The 17,274-nt window shown below is 60.8% G+C and carries 8 protein-coding genes and 4 tRNA genes; 10 read left to right on the top strand and 2 right to left on the bottom strand.

The features are described 5' to 3' along the window. Window positions 1-9 precede the first annotated feature (9 nt). The 5 genes from ACLEJQ_RS11365 (at window position 10) to ACLEJQ_RS11345 (ending at window position 2,111) form a co-directional block, all read left to right on the top strand. Entirely contained in the window at window positions 10-1,251 is a 1,242-nt protein-coding gene (locus tag ACLEJQ_RS11365) for an aspartate kinase (RefSeq protein WP_440794966.1), read from the top strand. A 184-nt stretch (window positions 1,252-1,435) separates the two neighbouring features. After that, window positions 1,436-1,624, top strand: a complete 189-nt coding sequence (gene csrA / locus ACLEJQ_RS11360) for a carbon storage regulator CsrA (RefSeq protein ID WP_003178872.1) — start codon at window positions 1,436-1,438, stop codon at window positions 1,622-1,624. Between the two features lie 62 nt (window positions 1,625-1,686). Continuing rightward, window positions 1,687-1,777, top strand: a tRNA-Ser gene (locus tag ACLEJQ_RS11355). A gap of 108 nt (window positions 1,778-1,885) precedes the next feature. Then, window positions 1,886-1,962 (top strand) — tRNA-Arg (locus ACLEJQ_RS11350). A gap of 72 nt (window positions 1,963-2,034) precedes the next feature. Beyond that, a tRNA-Arg gene (locus tag ACLEJQ_RS11345) sits at window positions 2,035-2,111 on the top strand. Between the two features lie 40 nt (window positions 2,112-2,151). On the opposite strand, the gene ACLEJQ_RS11340 is transcribed toward ACLEJQ_RS11345, so the two are convergent. Continuing rightward, window positions 2,152-2,664 (bottom strand): cell envelope protein SmpA, encoded by a 513-nt coding sequence (locus ACLEJQ_RS11340; RefSeq protein ID WP_440794964.1) that lies wholly within the window; start codon window positions 2,662-2,664, stop codon window positions 2,152-2,154. Between the two features lie 321 nt (window positions 2,665-2,985). Between ACLEJQ_RS11340 and mgtE the strand changes: the two genes are divergently transcribed. Next, window positions 2,986-4,428 (top strand): magnesium transporter, encoded by a 1,443-nt coding sequence (mgtE, locus tag ACLEJQ_RS11335; RefSeq protein ID WP_245142462.1) that lies wholly within the window; start codon window positions 2,986-2,988, stop codon window positions 4,426-4,428. Window positions 4,429-4,621: 193 nt separating this feature from the next. On the opposite strand, the gene ACLEJQ_RS11330 is transcribed toward mgtE, so the two are convergent. Continuing rightward, window positions 4,622-4,948 (bottom strand): Arc family DNA-binding protein, encoded by a 327-nt coding sequence (locus tag ACLEJQ_RS11330; RefSeq protein ID WP_245142464.1) that lies wholly within the window; start codon window positions 4,946-4,948, stop codon window positions 4,622-4,624. A 523-nt stretch (window positions 4,949-5,471) separates the two neighbouring features. On the opposite strand from ACLEJQ_RS11330, the gene ACLEJQ_RS11325 reads away from it, so the two are divergent. The 4 genes from ACLEJQ_RS11325 (at window position 5,472) to ACLEJQ_RS11310 (ending at window position 17,260) form a co-directional block, all read left to right on the top strand. Beyond that, a tRNA-Arg gene (locus tag ACLEJQ_RS11325) sits at window positions 5,472-5,548 on the top strand. Between the two features lie 288 nt (window positions 5,549-5,836). Continuing rightward, window positions 5,837-7,618: a ShlB/FhaC/HecB family hemolysin secretion/activation protein gene (locus ACLEJQ_RS11320; RefSeq protein WP_440794961.1), complete on the top strand. Its 1,782-nt coding sequence runs from the start codon at window positions 5,837-5,839 to the stop codon at window positions 7,616-7,618. A 9-nt stretch (window positions 7,619-7,627) separates the two neighbouring features. Beyond that, a complete protein-coding gene (locus tag ACLEJQ_RS11315) occupies window positions 7,628-8,146 on the top strand; it encodes a toxin-activating lysine-acyltransferase (protein WP_440794959.1) in 519 nt (172 codons plus the stop codon). A 45-nt stretch (window positions 8,147-8,191) separates the two neighbouring features. After that, entirely contained in the window at window positions 8,192-17,260 is a 9,069-nt protein-coding gene (locus ACLEJQ_RS11310) for a two-partner secretion domain-containing protein (RefSeq protein ID WP_440794957.1), read from the top strand. Window positions 17,261-17,274: the final 14 nt, after the last annotated feature.

The raw sequence follows: 17,274 nt of genomic DNA, 5'->3' as shown, positions 1-17,274 counted from the left end.
GGCTTTGAAATGGCTTTGATCGTACAGAAATTTGGCGGCACTTCGGTCGGCACTGTCGAACGAATCGAACAGGTCGCCGACAAGGTTAAGAAATTCCGTGATGCGGGCGATGACCTGGTGGTTGTGCTGTCGGCAATGAGCGGCGAGACCAACCGTCTGATCGATCTGGCCAAGCAAATCAGCGGCGAACAGCAACCGGTTCCGCGCGAGCTGGACGTGATCGTTTCCACTGGTGAGCAGGTGACCATCGCCTTGCTGACCATGGCGCTGATCAAGCGTGGCGTGCCGGCGGTGTCCTACACCGGCAACCAGGTTCGTATCCTGACGGACAGCGCGCACAACAAAGCGCGTATCCTGCAGATCGACGATCAGAAAATCCGCAGTGACCTGAAAGCCGGTCGCGTCGTGGTCGTGGCCGGTTTCCAGGGCGTGGACGAGCACGGCAACATCACCACCCTCGGCCGTGGCGGTTCCGACACGACGGGTGTGGCGCTGGCGGCGGCGCTGAAGGCAGACGAATGCCAGATCTACACCGATGTGGACGGCGTCTACACCACCGACCCACGGGTGGTGCCCGTGGCCCAGCGCCTGGACAAGATCACCTTCGAAGAGATGCTGGAAATGGCCAGCCTCGGCTCTAAGGTACTGCAGATCCGGGCGGTGGAATTTGCCGGCAAGTACAACGTTCCGCTGCGCGTCCTGCACAGCTTCAAAGAGGGTCCGGGCACCCTCATTACTATTGATGAAGAGGAATCCATGGAACAGCCGATCATTTCCGGCATCGCTTTCAACCGCGATGAAGCCAAGCTGACCATTCGTGGCGTGCCAGACACTCCCGGCGTGGCGTTCAAGATTCTCGGCCCGATCAGCGCCGCGAACATCGAAGTCGACATGATCGTGCAGAACGTTTCGCACGATAACACCACCGACTTCACCTTCACCGTACACCGCAACGACTACCAGTCGGCCGAAGCGATCCTGAAAAAGACCGCAGGCGAAATCGGTGCCCGGGAAGTCGTCGGCGATACCAAGATCGCCAAGGTCTCGATCGTCGGTGTCGGCATGCGCTCCCACGCAGGCGTGGCCAGCCGTATGTTCGAATCCCTGGCCAAGGAAAGCATCAACATCCAGATGATCTCGACCTCGGAAATCAAGGTTTCCGTGGTGATCGAAGAGAAGTATCTGGAACTGGCCGTGCGCGCCCTGCACACGGCCTTCGAACTTGACGCCGCTGCCCGACAGGGCGAGTAAGCGTTGTCCTGAGGGCGCGGCTGGACCGCGCCCTTTGTTTTTTTGAATGGCGCGTCCCAAAACTGTTCTTTTGCCCGCGCTGGTCAATACTTAGGCGTGTGGGCTTCGGCCGTTTCGGTTGTTGGCCCAACCCCCATTTTTTGCAGACTGTTGTCCCTGAACTGAATTGCGTGAGGAGAAAGGTATGCTGATTCTGACTCGTCGGTGCGCGGAAAGCCTGATTATTGGCGACGGCGAAATCACCGTGACCGTGCTCGGCGTCAAAGGAAACCAGGTGCGTATCGGCGTCAACGCCCCGAAAGAGGTTGCGGTACACCGTGAGGAAATCTACCTGCGGATCAAGAAAGAGAAGGACGACGAACCAAGCCATTAATTTTTATCGATTTTTATGTTTGCAAACGGGGATGAAGGTGGTTAATATACGCCCCGTGTTGCGGAGAGCTGGCCGAGTGGCCGAAGGCGCTCCCCTGCTAAGGGAGTACACCTCAAAAGGGTGTCGGGGGTTCGAATCCCCCGTTCTCCGCCATTATTCGTTTAGTGCGTCAAAGCCTGGCTTGTTCGGTAAGTGATTGAAATTACTGAAAAAAAGCGCTTTACAAAAGGAATTGACGACCTATAATGCGCGGCAACAAATGCACTCGTAGCTCAGCTGGATAGAGTACTCGGCTACGAACCGAGCGGTCACAGGTTCGAATCCTGTCGAGTGCACCATTTAAGAGTTGTTTGCAGTAATGTAAATGACTTGGCTTCAACCAGTTGTGATCTGGTATAAAACCACAACCTGCACTCGTAGCTCAGCTGGATAGAGTACTCGGCTACGAACCGAGCGGTCACAGGTTCGAATCCTGTCGAGTGCACCATATACCAAAAAGCCCGCGTTTTACGCGGGCTTTTTGCTGTCTAGGGATTGCCTTTTACACACCCTCTCTCATCGAACACGACTTCTGCGCTGCGACCTTTCTTCGCCTTGTAGGAATAGCGCGTACTCGAATTCTTCACTTTGATCGAATCCGGCTTGCCCAAGGCGCTCTCTACGTCTTGCTGAGTCATGCCGGGCATGATCCGCCGGTCGAGGATGGCGTCGCGGCGTTGCCTGGGGTCGAGAAGGTTGCCGCAGCGATCCTGGAACTGGCCGACGATGGTCGGTTCCTTGCGTCTGGTTTCAATGGCTGATGTTTGTCGCCACTCTGCTTCGGGCAGTAGCGGCCCGACGGTCGGTCCGGTGCTGGCAATACTGCCGGGGCTGTAGGGATGGATCTGTTGCAGCGACAGGTTTTCTCCTGGTTCGCAGCTCAGGGTCGTGAATGTCACGTGCCCGGCCATATTTTCGCAACGGTGCACGGTTTGCCCACTGGCCCATAGAGGCAGGCAAAGCAGGTTGGCCAGCAGAAACAGGTGGCGGTTGGCAGGCATTCTGGCGTCCTCCTTGACGCTGAAAATCAAAAGCCTAGCCGCTGCTTCTGCGGTGGGTGGTGTGTTTTCTTTTCAGGATAAGTCGTCGTATGGAGACAGGTTCAGCCTATGTTCAGCTTTGTCTCGCAAGCGCTTGTTCTTGCCACTATTTTTTAACGTGTAAACGCGTCAAGCGGTGTATGATTGCGCCCGTCAGCCCCGCCGGGGCTTTGGAATACTTCCATGGACTTACCCAGTAGTTACTCAATATTTAGTTTTGCCAATCAAGAATTGACTGATTGATCTTCCGGCGTGCTCCACTGCTGGGAGTGGAGTTCGCCTATGACCCAAGTTGAAGTAAAGAAAACACAGGAAAGCCTTCAGGATCGTCTGGCTCAGGTCGTCGAGCTGCTGCATCGCCAGCGGGTCGTCGAAGACCTGACGCATCGCCAGGAAGGTCCGCATCACGACCGGGTCGAGAACCTGGTCCACCGGCAGAATCTCGTTGAGTTGCAGCGCAAGCTCGATGACCTGCACTCCGCCGACGTCGCCTACATCCTTGAAGCCTTGCCACTGGAAGAGCGTCTGACGGTCTGGCAGTTGGTCAAGGCCGATCGCGACGGTGACATCCTGCTCGAAGTATCCGACTCGGTTCGGGAAACCCTGATCGCCGACATGGATGACCACGAGTTGCTGGCGGCGGCCAAGGAAATGGACGCTGACGAGCTCGCCGACCTCGCGCCTGAGCTGCCGCGGGACGTTGTCCATGAACTGATGGAAGCCCTCGACGGCCAGCAGCGTGAGCGCGTGCGCTCGGCATTGTCCTATGATGAGGAGCAGGTCGGCGCACTGATGGACTTCGAGATGGTGACGATCCGCGAGGACGTCAGCCTTGAAGTGGTCCTGCGTTACCTGCGTCGCCTGAAGGAATTGCCAGGGCATACCGACAAGCTGTTCGTCGTCGACTACGACGGCGTGCTGAAGGGCGTGTTGCCGATCAAGCGTTTGCTCGTCAACGACCCGGAAAAACAGGTAGCGGAGGTCATGGCCAGCGATCCGGTGAGCTTTCACCCGGATGAAGACGCTTACGACGCGGCCCAGGCATTCGAGCGTTATGACCTGATTTCGGCGCCGGTGGTCGACAAGAACGGCAAACTGATTGGCCGTCTGACCATCGATGAAATGGTCGACCTGATTCGTGAGGAAAGCGAAAGCGAAGTCCTCAACATGGCGGGTCTGCGCGAGGAAGAAGATATCTTCGCCTCGGTCTGGAAATCCCTGCGTAACCGTTGGGCCTGGCTGGCGATCAATCTGATCACGGCGTTTGTCGCGTCCCGGGTCATCGGGCTGTTCGAGGGTTCCATCGAGAAACTGGTGGCGCTTGCGGCGCTGATGCCGATCGTGGCCGGCATTGGCGGTAATTCGGGCAACCAGACCATCACCATGATTGTCCGGGCCATGGCGCTGGACCAGGTCAGCACCGGCAATACCTCGCGCTTGATGCGCAAGGAGCTGGCCGTCGCGCTGATCAATGGCGTGATCTGGGGGGGCGTGATCGGTGTGGTGGCTTATCTGCTTTATGGCAGCTGGTCGTTGGGTGTGGTGATGACTGCCGCGATGACCCTCAACTTGCTGCTCGCGGCTTTGATGGGGGTTTTGATTCCCATGACCCTGGCGCGCATGGGGCGCGACCCGGCCATGGGCGCCAGCGTAATGATCACCGCCATGACGGACAGCGGGGGGTTCTTTATTTTCCTCGGATTGGCGACGGTTTTCCTGCTCTAAAGCTAGCCTGATTAATCGTGGCGAGGGAGCTTGCTCCCGCTGGGCTGCGTAGCGGCCCCAATTTTTGTGGGTGCTACGCACTCAAGCGGAAGCAAGCTCCCTTGCCACGGTCCATTCGAAAAATCCCAATCGAGCCCGAACTCCAGACAAAAAAAAGCCAGCGCAAGGCTGGCTTTCTATAGCTTGGGTGCGATCAGGATGCTTCAGCGTTCTGCTCTGCATCATGAGCGATCAGCGAAACGAGGGCGTTCTGCTGACGATGAGACAGTTGTCGGAAACGTTGAAGCAGTTCGCGTTCATGCAATGACAGCTCCGGGCTGTCCAGACGCATGCTCAACTCTTCACCCAACGCGCCTTCCTGAATGAGACTTTGCTCGAGGCGCGCGATGATTTCGGAGTTCATGCTGCGATGATGATTGCGAGCCACCTCGGCAATGCGTTCCCGCATTCCGTCTGGCAGACGTACGACGAACTTGTCAGCCGTACGGCTGGAATAAATTGCCTGTTTCAATGGGCGCATATATTTAACCGGTTAGTTCAGGGGAGCGGTTCTCGGGATTGGCCGCAGGATGTCGATAGGACAAGCGTCGCAGCCAAATGTTCAACCTGAATTGTTAAGAGGCCCGCATCATGCCTCAAAATTGCCAGATCATTGGCGCCAATTCTGTGACAAATTCTGATCGGCGTAAAGGCGTTATGCCAGTACCCTTCGTCAAAAAATGCGGACTGGTTGGAAAAATCAACAGGTCAGGATGTGTGACCGCCGTATCGTGTCGTTGTGCCATACCGTCTGGCGGATAACCGACCGAGCACAAAAAACGCACTGTCCTTGTCTGTATAGGATAGTGGCAAAAGGCCGATTTACTACGCGGGTTCGCGAAAGACAGATGAGCGGTGACCCGCCTCCGGACCACCGGCACCTGGGAGGACGGTAAGCGGTACCATTTGCCTACACTTTAAAAACAGGGACAACATGACAAACGCAGGGCGGGTCGTTAACATGCACGCCGTCCCGCACACCGCGTATCTCGCGGTCGACTCGTGTCTCAGTAGCTCAATTGGATAGAGCATCCCCCTCCTAAGGGGAAGGTTGGCAGTTCGAACCTGCCCTGGGACACCATATAAACAGCCTCTGAATCAGTCTCTCCTGGGTGCCTGGCATCCAACCTCTCCCTACAGCTTCCACTCCTCAACTGTGACCAACTGCCCATTTTCACGAACTCGTCCATCAGCGGTTCGGGCGGCGGGAAACTTTTTTTTCACTTTGCTATCAGACCGTCTCGGTACGTCGTAGGACCTTTCCTTCGCTGATGGCGGACGCGTACCTCTTTATCTTGTGTCATCGGGCGTGCCGTCTCAGGCGTGTCCTGACGCACCGTGTCTTTGATCAGCGCCACAAGGATGTGACATGCACCCAGCCGCACCCGGCCGAGCGCGAAATCCGGGAATTGCCCGTCGCTCTGTTGACCGAACTCGCCCATCCGCACGAAACGCCAGGTACCTCACGCTGCTGTTGCTGGCCGCCTGGACAGTGGGTGCGGGAAGCGCCGCGCAAGCGGCCGGGCCTGAAGAAGAGCTGCTGCGCCAACGTGAGCGCGAGCGGGTGCTGCGGGAGCAGTTGGAGTCCCGGCCGGATGTGCGCCTGCAAGCTGCGCCGGTCGCCGAAGGTGCTGATCGTCTACCCGCCAAGGAAAGCCCTTGCTTTGCCATCAACGACATTCGCTTGATCGGTGAGGCGTCGGAAAAATTCCAGTGGGCCTTGCGCGCCGCCAACCCCGAACATGATCCCGCCATGGGCCGTTGCCTGGGCGGCGGTGGGATAAACCTGACGATGAAGCGTATGCAGAATGCGATCATCGAAGCGGGCTACGTCACGACCCGCGTACTTGCCGAAGCCCAGGATCTGAACAGCGGAGTGCTGGTACTGACTCTGGTGCCGGGGCGGATCCGCGAGATTCGTTTCGAGGAGGGTACCAGTTCCCGGGCCAATGCCTGGAACGCGATGCCTGCCAAGCCTGGCGATCTGCTGAACCTGCGCGACATCGAGCAGGCGCTGGAAAACTTCAAACGGGTGCCGACCGCCGAAGCCGATATCCAGATCGCGCCTGCCCGCGCCAGCGACGCCAGGCCTGGTGAAAGTGACGTGGTGATCGCCTGGAGCCAGCGCTTTCCAGCCCGCGTAAGCCTGTCGGTCGACAACTCGGGCAGCAAGACCACCGGTAAGTACCAAGGCAACGTATCGCTGTCCCTGGACAACCTGCTGTCCCTCAACGACTTGTTCTACGCCAGCCTCAACCATGACCTGGGCGGTGGCGAGTCTGGTCATCGGGGATCCGACGGCAGCACCCTGCATTACTCGTTGCCGTTTGGCTATTGGCAGTTGGCTTTTACCACCAGCGAGTACAACTACGAGCAGTCCGTCGCGGGCGCCAACCAGACCTATCAATACCGGGGCGAGAGTCGCAACAACGAGTTGCGCCTCTCGCGCCTGCTCTACCGTGATGCCGTACGCAAGACCAGCGCCTGGGGCAGTCTCTGGACGCGCTCGTCAGAGAATTTCATCGACGACACCGAGATTGGCAACCAGAAACGGCGCATGGCCGGCTGGCAGTTGGGGTTGAACCATCGTGAGTTCATCGGCGCCTCGATTCTTGACCTGGGCGCCGCCTATCGTCGCGGCACCGGCGCCCATGACTCGCTCAGGGCCCCGGAAGAGGATTTCGACGCCGGCACTTCCCGTTCGCAAATCATCACCGCCGACGCTCAGTTGCAGGTGCCGTTCGTGCTCGGTGACCAACGCCTGCGCTACATCGGTGGCTGGCGTGCGCAATGGAACCGAACGCCGCTCGTGCCCCAGGATCGCTTCTCCATTGGCGGGCGCTACAGCGTGCGCGGGTTCGACGGGGAAAACATTCTGTCCGCCGACCGTGGCTGGACGTTACGCAATGAAGTCGGCCTGTCCTTGGGGCAGAGTGGCCAGGAACTCTACACCGGCATCGACTATGGCGAAGTCAGCGGCCAGGCCAGTGAGTTCCTGATCGGCAAGCGCCTGGCGGGGGCGGTGGTGGGTATCCGCGGTGGATACAAAGGCCTGTCCTATGACTGGTCGCTGGGCACGCCGCTGAAGAAGCCTGACGGTTTCGAGACGGCCAACGTGACCAGTGCCTTCACCGTCATCTGGTCCTTTTGAGGTGATCCCATGCAGTTCGACACACTCGACATCATTGCTCCGGGCCTGATCGACGAACCGTGGAACGAAGCCGCGGTGTTCGGCTCCGCCACCTGGTTGTGGATGCATTCCAAGGCGCATCGCGATGCTCCGTTGCACACGCTGCCGACGCTGCTCTTGCCCGCAATCAAGCATCGTCAATTCGTGCTCGCCAGTGAACAGGGAAAACCGGTGTTCTACCTTTCCTGGCTCAATCTCGACGAGGCCGCCGAGCACCGCTACCTGAGCCAATCGCCGCTGACGCTGACAGAAACCGATTGGAACAGCGGCGAGCGCCTCTGGCTCAACGACTGGATCGCGCCCTTCGGCCACACCGCTGCAATGACCCGCTTGCTGCATCGGCAATTGTTTGCCAATCGGTGTGGACGCGCGCTGTATCACCGAGGCGAGGAGCGTGGCCTGCGGGTCAAGACATTCCAAGGGATCGGGGTCATCCCCGAGCAGGCCAAGGCCTGGTTTGCCGCGCATCCGCTGGTAATCGCACCGTAACCCCAACCTCAGTACGTGCGGGCTGGAACCGCAAATGGAATTGCCATGAACAAGCACCTTTACCGAATCGTGTTCAACAAGGCCCGCGGACTGCTGATGGTCGTGGCCGAGAACGTCACCCGCCAGGTCAAGGCCCCCGGGACCCGTTCCGGTCCGTTGGCGAGCGCCACGTCTTGCACAGTGACGCTTGGGGCATTGCGCTTTGCCTTGATGACGGCGATCGGGCTAGTGTCGTTAAGCGCAGTGCCTGTCTGGGCCGGTACGATTGTCGCCGATCCCGGTGCGCCGGCCGGTCAGCGGCCGATGGTGATCGACAGCGCCAACGGCACGCCGCAGGTGAACATCCAGGCGCCCAGTGCCGCGGGGGTTTCGCGCAACACCTACAACCAGTTCGACGTCGACAGCCGTGGTGTGATCCTCAACAACGCCGCAGCCAATAGCCAGACCAGGCTGGGCGGCTGGATCGAAGGCAACCCGATGCTGGGTAATGGCAGCGCCCGGGTCATTCTCAATGAGGTCAACGCTGCCAACCCCAGCCAATTGCGCGGTTATGTCGAGGTCGCCGGCCAGCGCGCCGAAGTGGTCATCGCCAACCCGTCGGGCATCACCTGTAACGGCTGTGGTTTCATCAACGCAGATCGAGCGACCCTCAGTACGGGCCGGGCGCAGTTGGAGAACGGGCGCATCACGGGTTACACCGTGCAGGGCGGGACGATCAATATCGAAGGCAAGGGCCTAGATGCCCGGGAGACCGACTACACCGATCTGATTGCCCGCAGCGTGCAGGTCAATGCCGGGGTCTGGGCCAACGACCTGAAAGTCACAGCCGGACGCAACCAGGTCAATGCGGATAACACCCAGGCTACGCCGCTGGCGGCGGGCGACGGGGAAAAACCGAGCGTGGCCATCGATGTCGCCAGACTCGGCGGCATGTACGCCGGCAAGATCATGTTGGTGGGCACCGAATCCGGTGTCGGCGTGCGCAACGCCGGGCATATTGGTGCCATGGCCGGAGAGGTGGTGATCAGCGCCGACGGCAAGCTGCAGAACCAGGGCGCTATCAGCAGCGCCACCGCGACCCGGGTCAACGCCACCCAGGTGGAAAACAGTGGAACGCTCTACGCCAAAGGCGACCTGACCCTCGACAGCAGCGGTGACATCGACAACAGCGGCACCGTTGCCAGCCAGAATCACACGACACTGACCGCCAAGGCCATTCGCAGCACCAGCGCCTCCAGCGTGGCGGCGGGCGTCGGCGCGGACGGAAAACTGGGCAGCAGCGGCAACCTGGCGCTACGGGCCGGCACGGTCAAGGCGCAAGGGCAGAACCTTGCCGCTGGCGATCTGAGCGTCGAAGCTGGCGAACTGGATTTGAGCGCCAGTCAGACCCAGGGGCGCAATATCACCCTGACCGCCAGCGCGGGTGACGCCAACCTCACGGACAGTCAGATCGATGCGACTCAGGCTTTCGACGCTACCGCCGCCAAGACCTTGCGTACCGACGCGGCCAGGGTCAACGCCGGTAATCTGCAGGCCAGCGCCCGCGACCTGTCCAATGTCGGTGGTGAACTGGTGCAGACCGGCACCGCCGATTCGTCGATCAAGGCCAGTGCTGCGCTCGACAACCGCAACGGGCGTATCGCTTCCAATGCCGGCAACCTGAAGCTTGGCGCCAATCGCCTCGACAACGGCAAGGGCAAGGTCGAGCACGCCGGCAAGGGCACCTTGGACGTTCAGGCCAGCCAGTTGGTCGGTGCCAAAGGCACGGTGGCGAGCAACGGCCAGGTAACGATCAAGGCCACCGACGTGCTGGTCGACGACGGCCTGACCCAGGGCCAGCAGATCACCCTCGATACCAAAACCCTGTCCAACCAGCGCGGGCAGATTCTCCAGACCGGCGCGCAGCCGTTGCAGATCACGGCCCAAGAGCGTTTCGATAACCAAGGTGGGCAGGTCAGCAGCCCGGGCGCGGTGGCATTGGATGTCGGTACGCTGAACAACCAGGGCGGCAAAGTCCTGGCCACTGATGGCGGGGCACTGACGGTGACCGCCGGTCAACTGATCGACAACAGCGGCGGCACGCTGGCCGCCAGCGGCAAGACGCAGGTCAGCGGCGTACGTCTGGACAACCACCAGGGCACCTTGAGCGCCGGCGGTGAGTTGCGCGCGCAGTTCGATCAGTTGAACAACCTCGGCGGCACGCTCGCGGCCACCCAGCGCATGGAGATCATCGCCGGGCAACTGAACAACACCAACGGTGTGCTGGGTTCAGTGAAGGCCGGGCTGCTGGTCAGCGTATCGGGTGAAGCGCTCGATAACAGTGGTGGACGCCTGGAAGCCTTGGGCGACATCACACTTTCAGCCCAGGGCCTGAACAATCAGGGCGGCGTGATCAGCGGTCAGGCCCTGGACCTGGACAGTCATGGCCTGCTGATGGATAACAGCCAGGGCACCCTGAATGCCGGTGCAACGCTCGACTTGCGCAGCGGTGAGTTGCGTAACGCGGCGGGCTTGATCCAGGCCAAAGGCAAGCTGTTCATCGACACCGGCAGCCAGGCGCTGAACAATCTCCAGTCCGGCACCACCCAAGGCATCAGCGGCCAGGACGCTGTCGAGATCCGCAGCGCCAACTTCAATAACCGTTCGGGTTTCCTTGGTGCCAAGGGGGCTTTGCTGCTCAGGGCCACTGACCTGGGCAATGGCAATGGCGGCCAGATCATTGGTGAGAAAACCGTACGGGTCGAAGGTGCCCGTGCGGATAACCGTGGCGGTCAGTTGCAAGGCCTCGGCGATGTCGAGATAGTGCTGGGCGAGACGCTGAACAACCAGGGCGGGCTGGTTCGCAGCGCCGGGACATTGGAAGTCAGCGCCGACGCACTCGACAACAGCGCGACCCAAGGTGCCAACCAGGGGCTTGAAGGCCGCGTCATGAGTCTGGCGCTCAACACCTTCGCCAACCAGAGTGGTGCCGTGCGCGCCGACCAGGGCTTAACCCTGGGCGTCAGTCAGATGCTGGATAACCAGGGCGGGCTGATGTCTTCAGGCGCTGGCCTGAGCATTGGCGATCGCGACCCGGCCCAGCGCCGCCAGTCTGTGCACAACCAGGGCGGTACCTTGCTCGCGGGCAGCCTGCTTTCGCTCAACGCGGCTTATTACAGTGGTACGGGACGAGCCCTGAGCCTGGGTGACCTGACGTTCAACCTGCAAAGCGGTCTGAACCTGAGCGGGCAAATCCAGGCCAATGACAAAGTTGAACTGACGATCGAGGGGGCTTTCAACAACAGCGGGCAGCTGCTGGCCGGCAGCCACCTGTCGGTCCGCTCCCGGACCCTGGACAATGCCAGCAACGGCGAACTCAGCGCCGGCCAGGTTCGTCTGACGGTCAACGACAGCCTGACCAACCGGGGCCTGATCGACGGCCAGCAGGTGCGGGTGCAGGCCCTGTCGCTCAACAACCTGGGAACGGGCCGTCTGTACGGTGATCGCCTGGCAATTGCCACGTCGGCATTGAGCAACCGCGATGAAAACGGCACCGCCGCGACCATCGCCGCCCGCGAGTCGCTGGACATCGGCGCCGGCACCCTGGACAACCGCGAACAGTCGCTGATTTTCAGTGCCGGTGACCTCGCCATCGGTGGCGCGCTGAGCACGACTGACAAGGCCCAGGATCGTGCGCAACTGTTGACCAACGCCAGTGCCACCATCGAAGCCCTCGGCAACCTGTCGCTGAATGTGCAAAGCGTGCGCAACACCAATGAACATTTCAGCACCCGCCAGGTGGAAGTCAGCCGCACTGCCTTGCAGGAATTCCAGCTCACCGGTTCGACCAATCGCTACCAAGGCAACCAGGTTTCCCTGGACGATGATGAGGTCCTGCACCTCACGACACCGGAAGGCCGACGAGACGACTGGAATCGCTACGACTACACCCGCGTGGTCGAAGAAACCCAGATTGCCACCTCGGCGCCGGCGCAGATTCTGTCCGGCGGCTCGATGCAGATCAGTGCCGGCGATGTCCTCAACGACAAGAGCCGGATCATTGCCGGCGGGTTATTGCAGGCCGACATCGGCAGTCTGACCAATACCGAGCAGGCAGGCCAACGCACCACCACCGACAGCGGCACCGCCAGCCATTTCTATCGCATCCAGCGCAAGGGCCGCGACCGCCAGGGAACCGCCGTCACCGACTATACGCCAGCCCCGTTGATCCAGGACATTACCCTGCAACCGACCGTGTTCGCCCAGAACGCTGCAGGCAACGGCACCGGCACCCGGATCGAAGCTCGCACCACCCGCAATCTCAGCGAACAGATTGCTGCCACGGGCCCGGTCAGTACCTCGGCCGGCAGAACCCATCAAGTGGCGCCCATCGTCCAGGTCGCTGCCCAGACCACGCTCAACAGCAAAGGCGTGGCCGAGCAGATTCGCAGCGGCGGGCCATCCCTTGAGTTACCCAACAACAGTCTGTTCAACACCAACCCCCAGGCCACCAGCAACTACCTGGTCGAAACCGACCCACGCTTTGCCAGCTATCGCAACTGGTTGTCGTCGGACTACATGTTGCAGCGCCTGCAAGTCGACCCGGCGCTGACCCAGCAACGCCTGGGTGATGGTTTCTACGAGCAGAAGCTGATTCGCGAGCAGGTGGCCCAACTCACCGGGCGACGCTTCCTCGACGGCTATGCCAATGATGAATTGCAGTACCGCGCGTTGATCGACAACGCTGTTACCGTTGCCGGTCAGTGGCAACTGGTGCCCGGTGTTGCGCTGACGCCCGAGCAAATGGCTCAGTTGACCAGCGACATCGTCTGGCTGGTGCAGAAACAAGTGACACTGCCCAACGGCGACGTCCGCAATGTGCTGGTGCCGCAAGTCTACGTCCGAGTCCAGGAGGGCGACCTCAACGGCTCCGGTGCGTTGATCGCCGGTCAGCGGCTGAACCTGAACATCGCCGGCGACCTGGTCAACGGCGGCAGCCTGGCCGGGCGCAGTGTCATGGCGATCACCGCGCAGAACATCCAGAATCTCGGTGGACGCATGCAGGCCGACAATGCCTCGATCAGCGCACGGGAGAACCTGAACAACCTCGGCGGCCTGATAGGCGCAGTAGACAGCCTGTCGGTCAAGGCCGGGCAAGACATCAATGTCGTCTCCAGCAGCCGCGACAGCAGCAGTGCCCAAGGCACTCGCACCAACCTGTCACGGGTGGCCGGGCTGTTCGTCAGCGGCGCCCAGGGCACGATGAGTGTCAGCGCCGGTCACGATCTCAACCTCACCGGCGCCCAGGTCGTCAATGCAGGTAAAGGTGGCAGCACATCGCTCGAGGCCGGCAACAACCTCAACCTCGCAACCGTGGGCGAGGCCCATCAGCAGGCGTTGAGCTGGAACAGCAGCAACTGGCGCCAGGACGCCAGCCGGACCGAGGTCGGCTCAATGGTCCAGGCCCAGGGCGACGTTCGACTGAGCGCCGGCCAGGACCTCAATGCGCGGGCTGCCAGCATCACCAGCGAACAGGGCGCGGTGTTTGCCGAGGCCAAGCGTGACGTCAACCTCACCACGGCCCAGAACTATCAGTTTGCCGACGAAGCGCACAAGGTCAAAGGCAAGAGCGGGTGGTTCTCCAGCAAGACCACCACCACCCGTGACACCGTCAGCCAGACCCAGGCCGAAGGCTCCACCCTGAGTGCCGAGCAAACCTATGTGCAGGCCGGGCGTGACATCAACCTGAGCGGCAGTAATGTGGTCTCCACGACCCAGACCGTCCTGGTGGCCGACAACAACGTCAATATCGAAGCGGCGACCGCCAGCAGCAGCGAGCGCCACGACAAGTCGGTCAAAAAGAGCGGCCTGTTCAGCGGCGGTGGCATCGCCGTGACCCTCGGTACTCAGAAACAGAGCGTCAAGGACCTTGCCACGGAGCACACGGCCGTGGCGAGCACCGTGGGCTCGACCACCGGCGATGTGTTGATCGAAGCGGGCAAGGGTTATCGCCAGGTGGGCAGCCAGGTATCGGCCCCGCAAGGCAACATCGACGTCACGGCGCAGACCATCGATGTCGTCGAGGCGCGTAACACCCGCCAGCGCGAACGCGAGACGCTGTTCAAGCAAACCGGTTTTACCCTCACGGTGACCAACCCGGTGATCAGCGCGATCCAGACCGGCCAGCAAATGAAACGGGCCTCGGAGAAAACCGACGACGGGCGCATGAAGGCCCTGGCCGCCGCGACCGCCGTATTGGCGACCAACAACGCGGCGACCGCCGTGGCGATGGACCCGGGAGCGGCGGGCGGGATCAACATCAGCCTGTCGCTGGGCACCAAGAAAAACCAGAGCACCACCACCTATACCAGCGACAGCGCGGCAGGTTCGACCATGACCGCTGGCAACGATATCCGCCTGCGCGCCACGGGGGCGGGTGCGGCCAGCGACATTACCGTACAAGGTAGTGATATCAAGGCCGGACGCAACGCAAGCCTGTTGGCCGATGGCGACATCAACCTGCTGGCGGCGCGCAACACCGACAAACAGAACACCGACAGCAAAGGCAGCAGCGCCAGTATCGGCATCGGTTTTTCCCTCGGTGCCCGCAATGGTTTCACCCTGGACCTCGGAGCGTCTGGCAGCCGTGGTCGGACTGACGGCGACGGACTCACCTACACCAACACTCACGTCCAGGCCGGCAATCAACTGCTGCTGTCCTCCGGTGGCGACACCCACCTCAGGGGCGCGGTGGCCAGCGGCAAGCAGGTCGTGGCCGATGTCGGTGACGACCTGAACATCGAAAGCCTGCAAGACATCAACACCTATGAGGTCGATGAGAAGAGTCTCGGTGTTGGCATCAGCCTGTGCATTCCACCGTTCTGCTACGGCATGAGTTCGGTCAACGGCGTCAGCGGCAGTTTCGGCGCTACGGATATCGACTCCAATTACGCCAGCGTCATCGAGCAATCGGGAATCAAGGCCGGGGACGATGGCTTCGACATTCGCGTGGGCGGCAACACCGATCTGGTCGGCGGGGTGATCGCCAGCAGCGACAAGGCGGTACAGGAGGGCAGGAACCAGCTGGTGACTGCAAGCCTGACCAGTCGAGACATCAAGAACAAGGCCGAGTATGACGCCAGCACCATCAGCGTCGGCGGTGGTTATCGCGAGGTCGGCAAGGACCAGCAGGGCAACGCCACCAGCGGCGGTACGCAGACACCTGGCACCGACCTGCCGAAAAACGACAACGACCTCAGTGCCACCACGCCGATTGCCATCAGCGCCAGCGATGACGCCAGCAGCATCACCCGCAGCGGCATCAGCGGCGGCACCATCGTCATCACCAATGACGCCGAGCAACACAAGCGCACCGGCAAGAATGGCGAGCAAACCGTTGCCGGCCTCAACCGTGACGTGTCCAGCGACCGGGATACCAGCAACGCCCTCAAGCCGATCTTCGATGAAGACGAAATCCGGGCCGGTTTCGAGATTGTGGGCGCGTTTGCCAACGAAGCCAGCACCTTGCTCGCCAACAAGGCCAAGGAGGTCGATCTCAAGCGCGACCAGGCCGAGGCTGCCCAAGCCAAGGCCCTGGACCCCAACGCGCAACTGACCGACGCCGAGCGACTGGCGCTGCTGCAGAGTTCCCGGCAGTTGACCGCACAGGCCCATGAGATCGCCGACAAGTGGGGCGCCGGCGGCACCTACCGGCAGATCACCACCGCACTGGTGGGCGCGGCCAGCGGCAATATCAGTGGCAGCAATGGAGCTTTCGTCCAGAGCCTGGTGGTCAATTACGTGCAGCAACAGGGGGCCGGTTACATCGGCGACCTGGTGGCGGACGGCAAACTCACCGAAGGCTCGCCACTGCACGCCGCGCTGCATGGCATCGTTGCCTGCGCCGGTGCTCCCGCCAGCAGCCAGAGCTGTGGCAGCGGCGCTGCAGGCGCGGCGGCGTCGAGCCTGCTCACCGGCCTGTTCTCCGAAACCAGCCCCGACGAAAGCGAAGCCCAGCGCGAAGCCAAGCGTAACCTGATCGTCAGCCTCGTCACCGGGCTGGCCGCCGCCAGCTCACTGGACACCGGCACCGCTACTACCGCAGCAGGTTCGGCGGTGGACAACAACTGGCTGGCGACCCAGCAGTGGGTCCAGGCAGAGAAGGAATACAACGCCGCCGACGGCCTCATGGCCAAGGCACAAGTCATCGCCAAATGGGGTTACATCGACCAGAAACAGGACATGCTGACCCGCTTTGGCCTGGGCAAGGGGCTGGTGCAGGCGGGCTGGAACGATGTCGAAGGTCTGGGGCAGTTTCTCATGCACCCCATCGAGGGACTCAACGGCCTGAAAGCCCTGGTCAACGACCCCAAGGCTCGCGAGCAATTCGGTGCCGGCGTGGTCAACGAACTCAACGCCAAGATCGACCGCGTCAAAGACGCCCTCGAAAAAGGCGGCGACGACCGTGCTGTGCAATTGGGCCAGGACATTGGTGAACTGGTCTGGCAGGTGGGCAGTATCGCCACTGGTGTCGGCGGCGCGGCCAAGGGTGGGGTGGCGTTGGCGAAGGCCGGGATCAAGGTTGGGACGGAAGGGCTGGAGGCGATGGCCGATATGGCCAAGGTTGAAAAGCTCGCGAAAGTCGAAGCATCGCCCACGAAATGGGTTCCTCCGAACACCACACTCGATCTGTTTGCATCATCTAGAGGTAAAGATCTTTCGAAGTTGACGAACAAGCAAATTGGCGATTTGGGGGAGGATATATCCAAAGCATTCTTGCGCGACAATAATCATACTGACATCTTTGCTGTGCAGAACAGCAGTGGCAATGGTATCGATATCGTCAGCCGGACGCCCGACGGTCGGCTCGCTTTCACTGAGGTTAAAACATCGAGAACCGGGGTTATCGGAGATCTCTCCCCTCGCCAACAAAATATGACGACGTTTGTCGAAGATATTTTGACCCAAGCCGCGGGTCGGCAAGGGCGCTACCGTAATATTGATGTATTGGACCAGCAACGGGCACGTCAGATGCTCAGAGAGTTCCGCCAAGCGCCAGAAAGCGTCAGTGGAAATCTGATTGGTGTTGATTTAAAGGGGGAGATCTTGAGAGTCTCTCCTTGGGCACGCAATTGATGCTTTTGGATACA

This window comes from Pseudomonas sp. SMV71 (assembly GCF_052042015.1).
GTDB lineage: Bacteria > Pseudomonadota > Gammaproteobacteria > Pseudomonadales > Pseudomonadaceae > Aquipseudomonas.
Note: the sequence above shows the minus strand (reverse complement) of the source record. Positions and strands in the feature narration are given on the sequence as shown.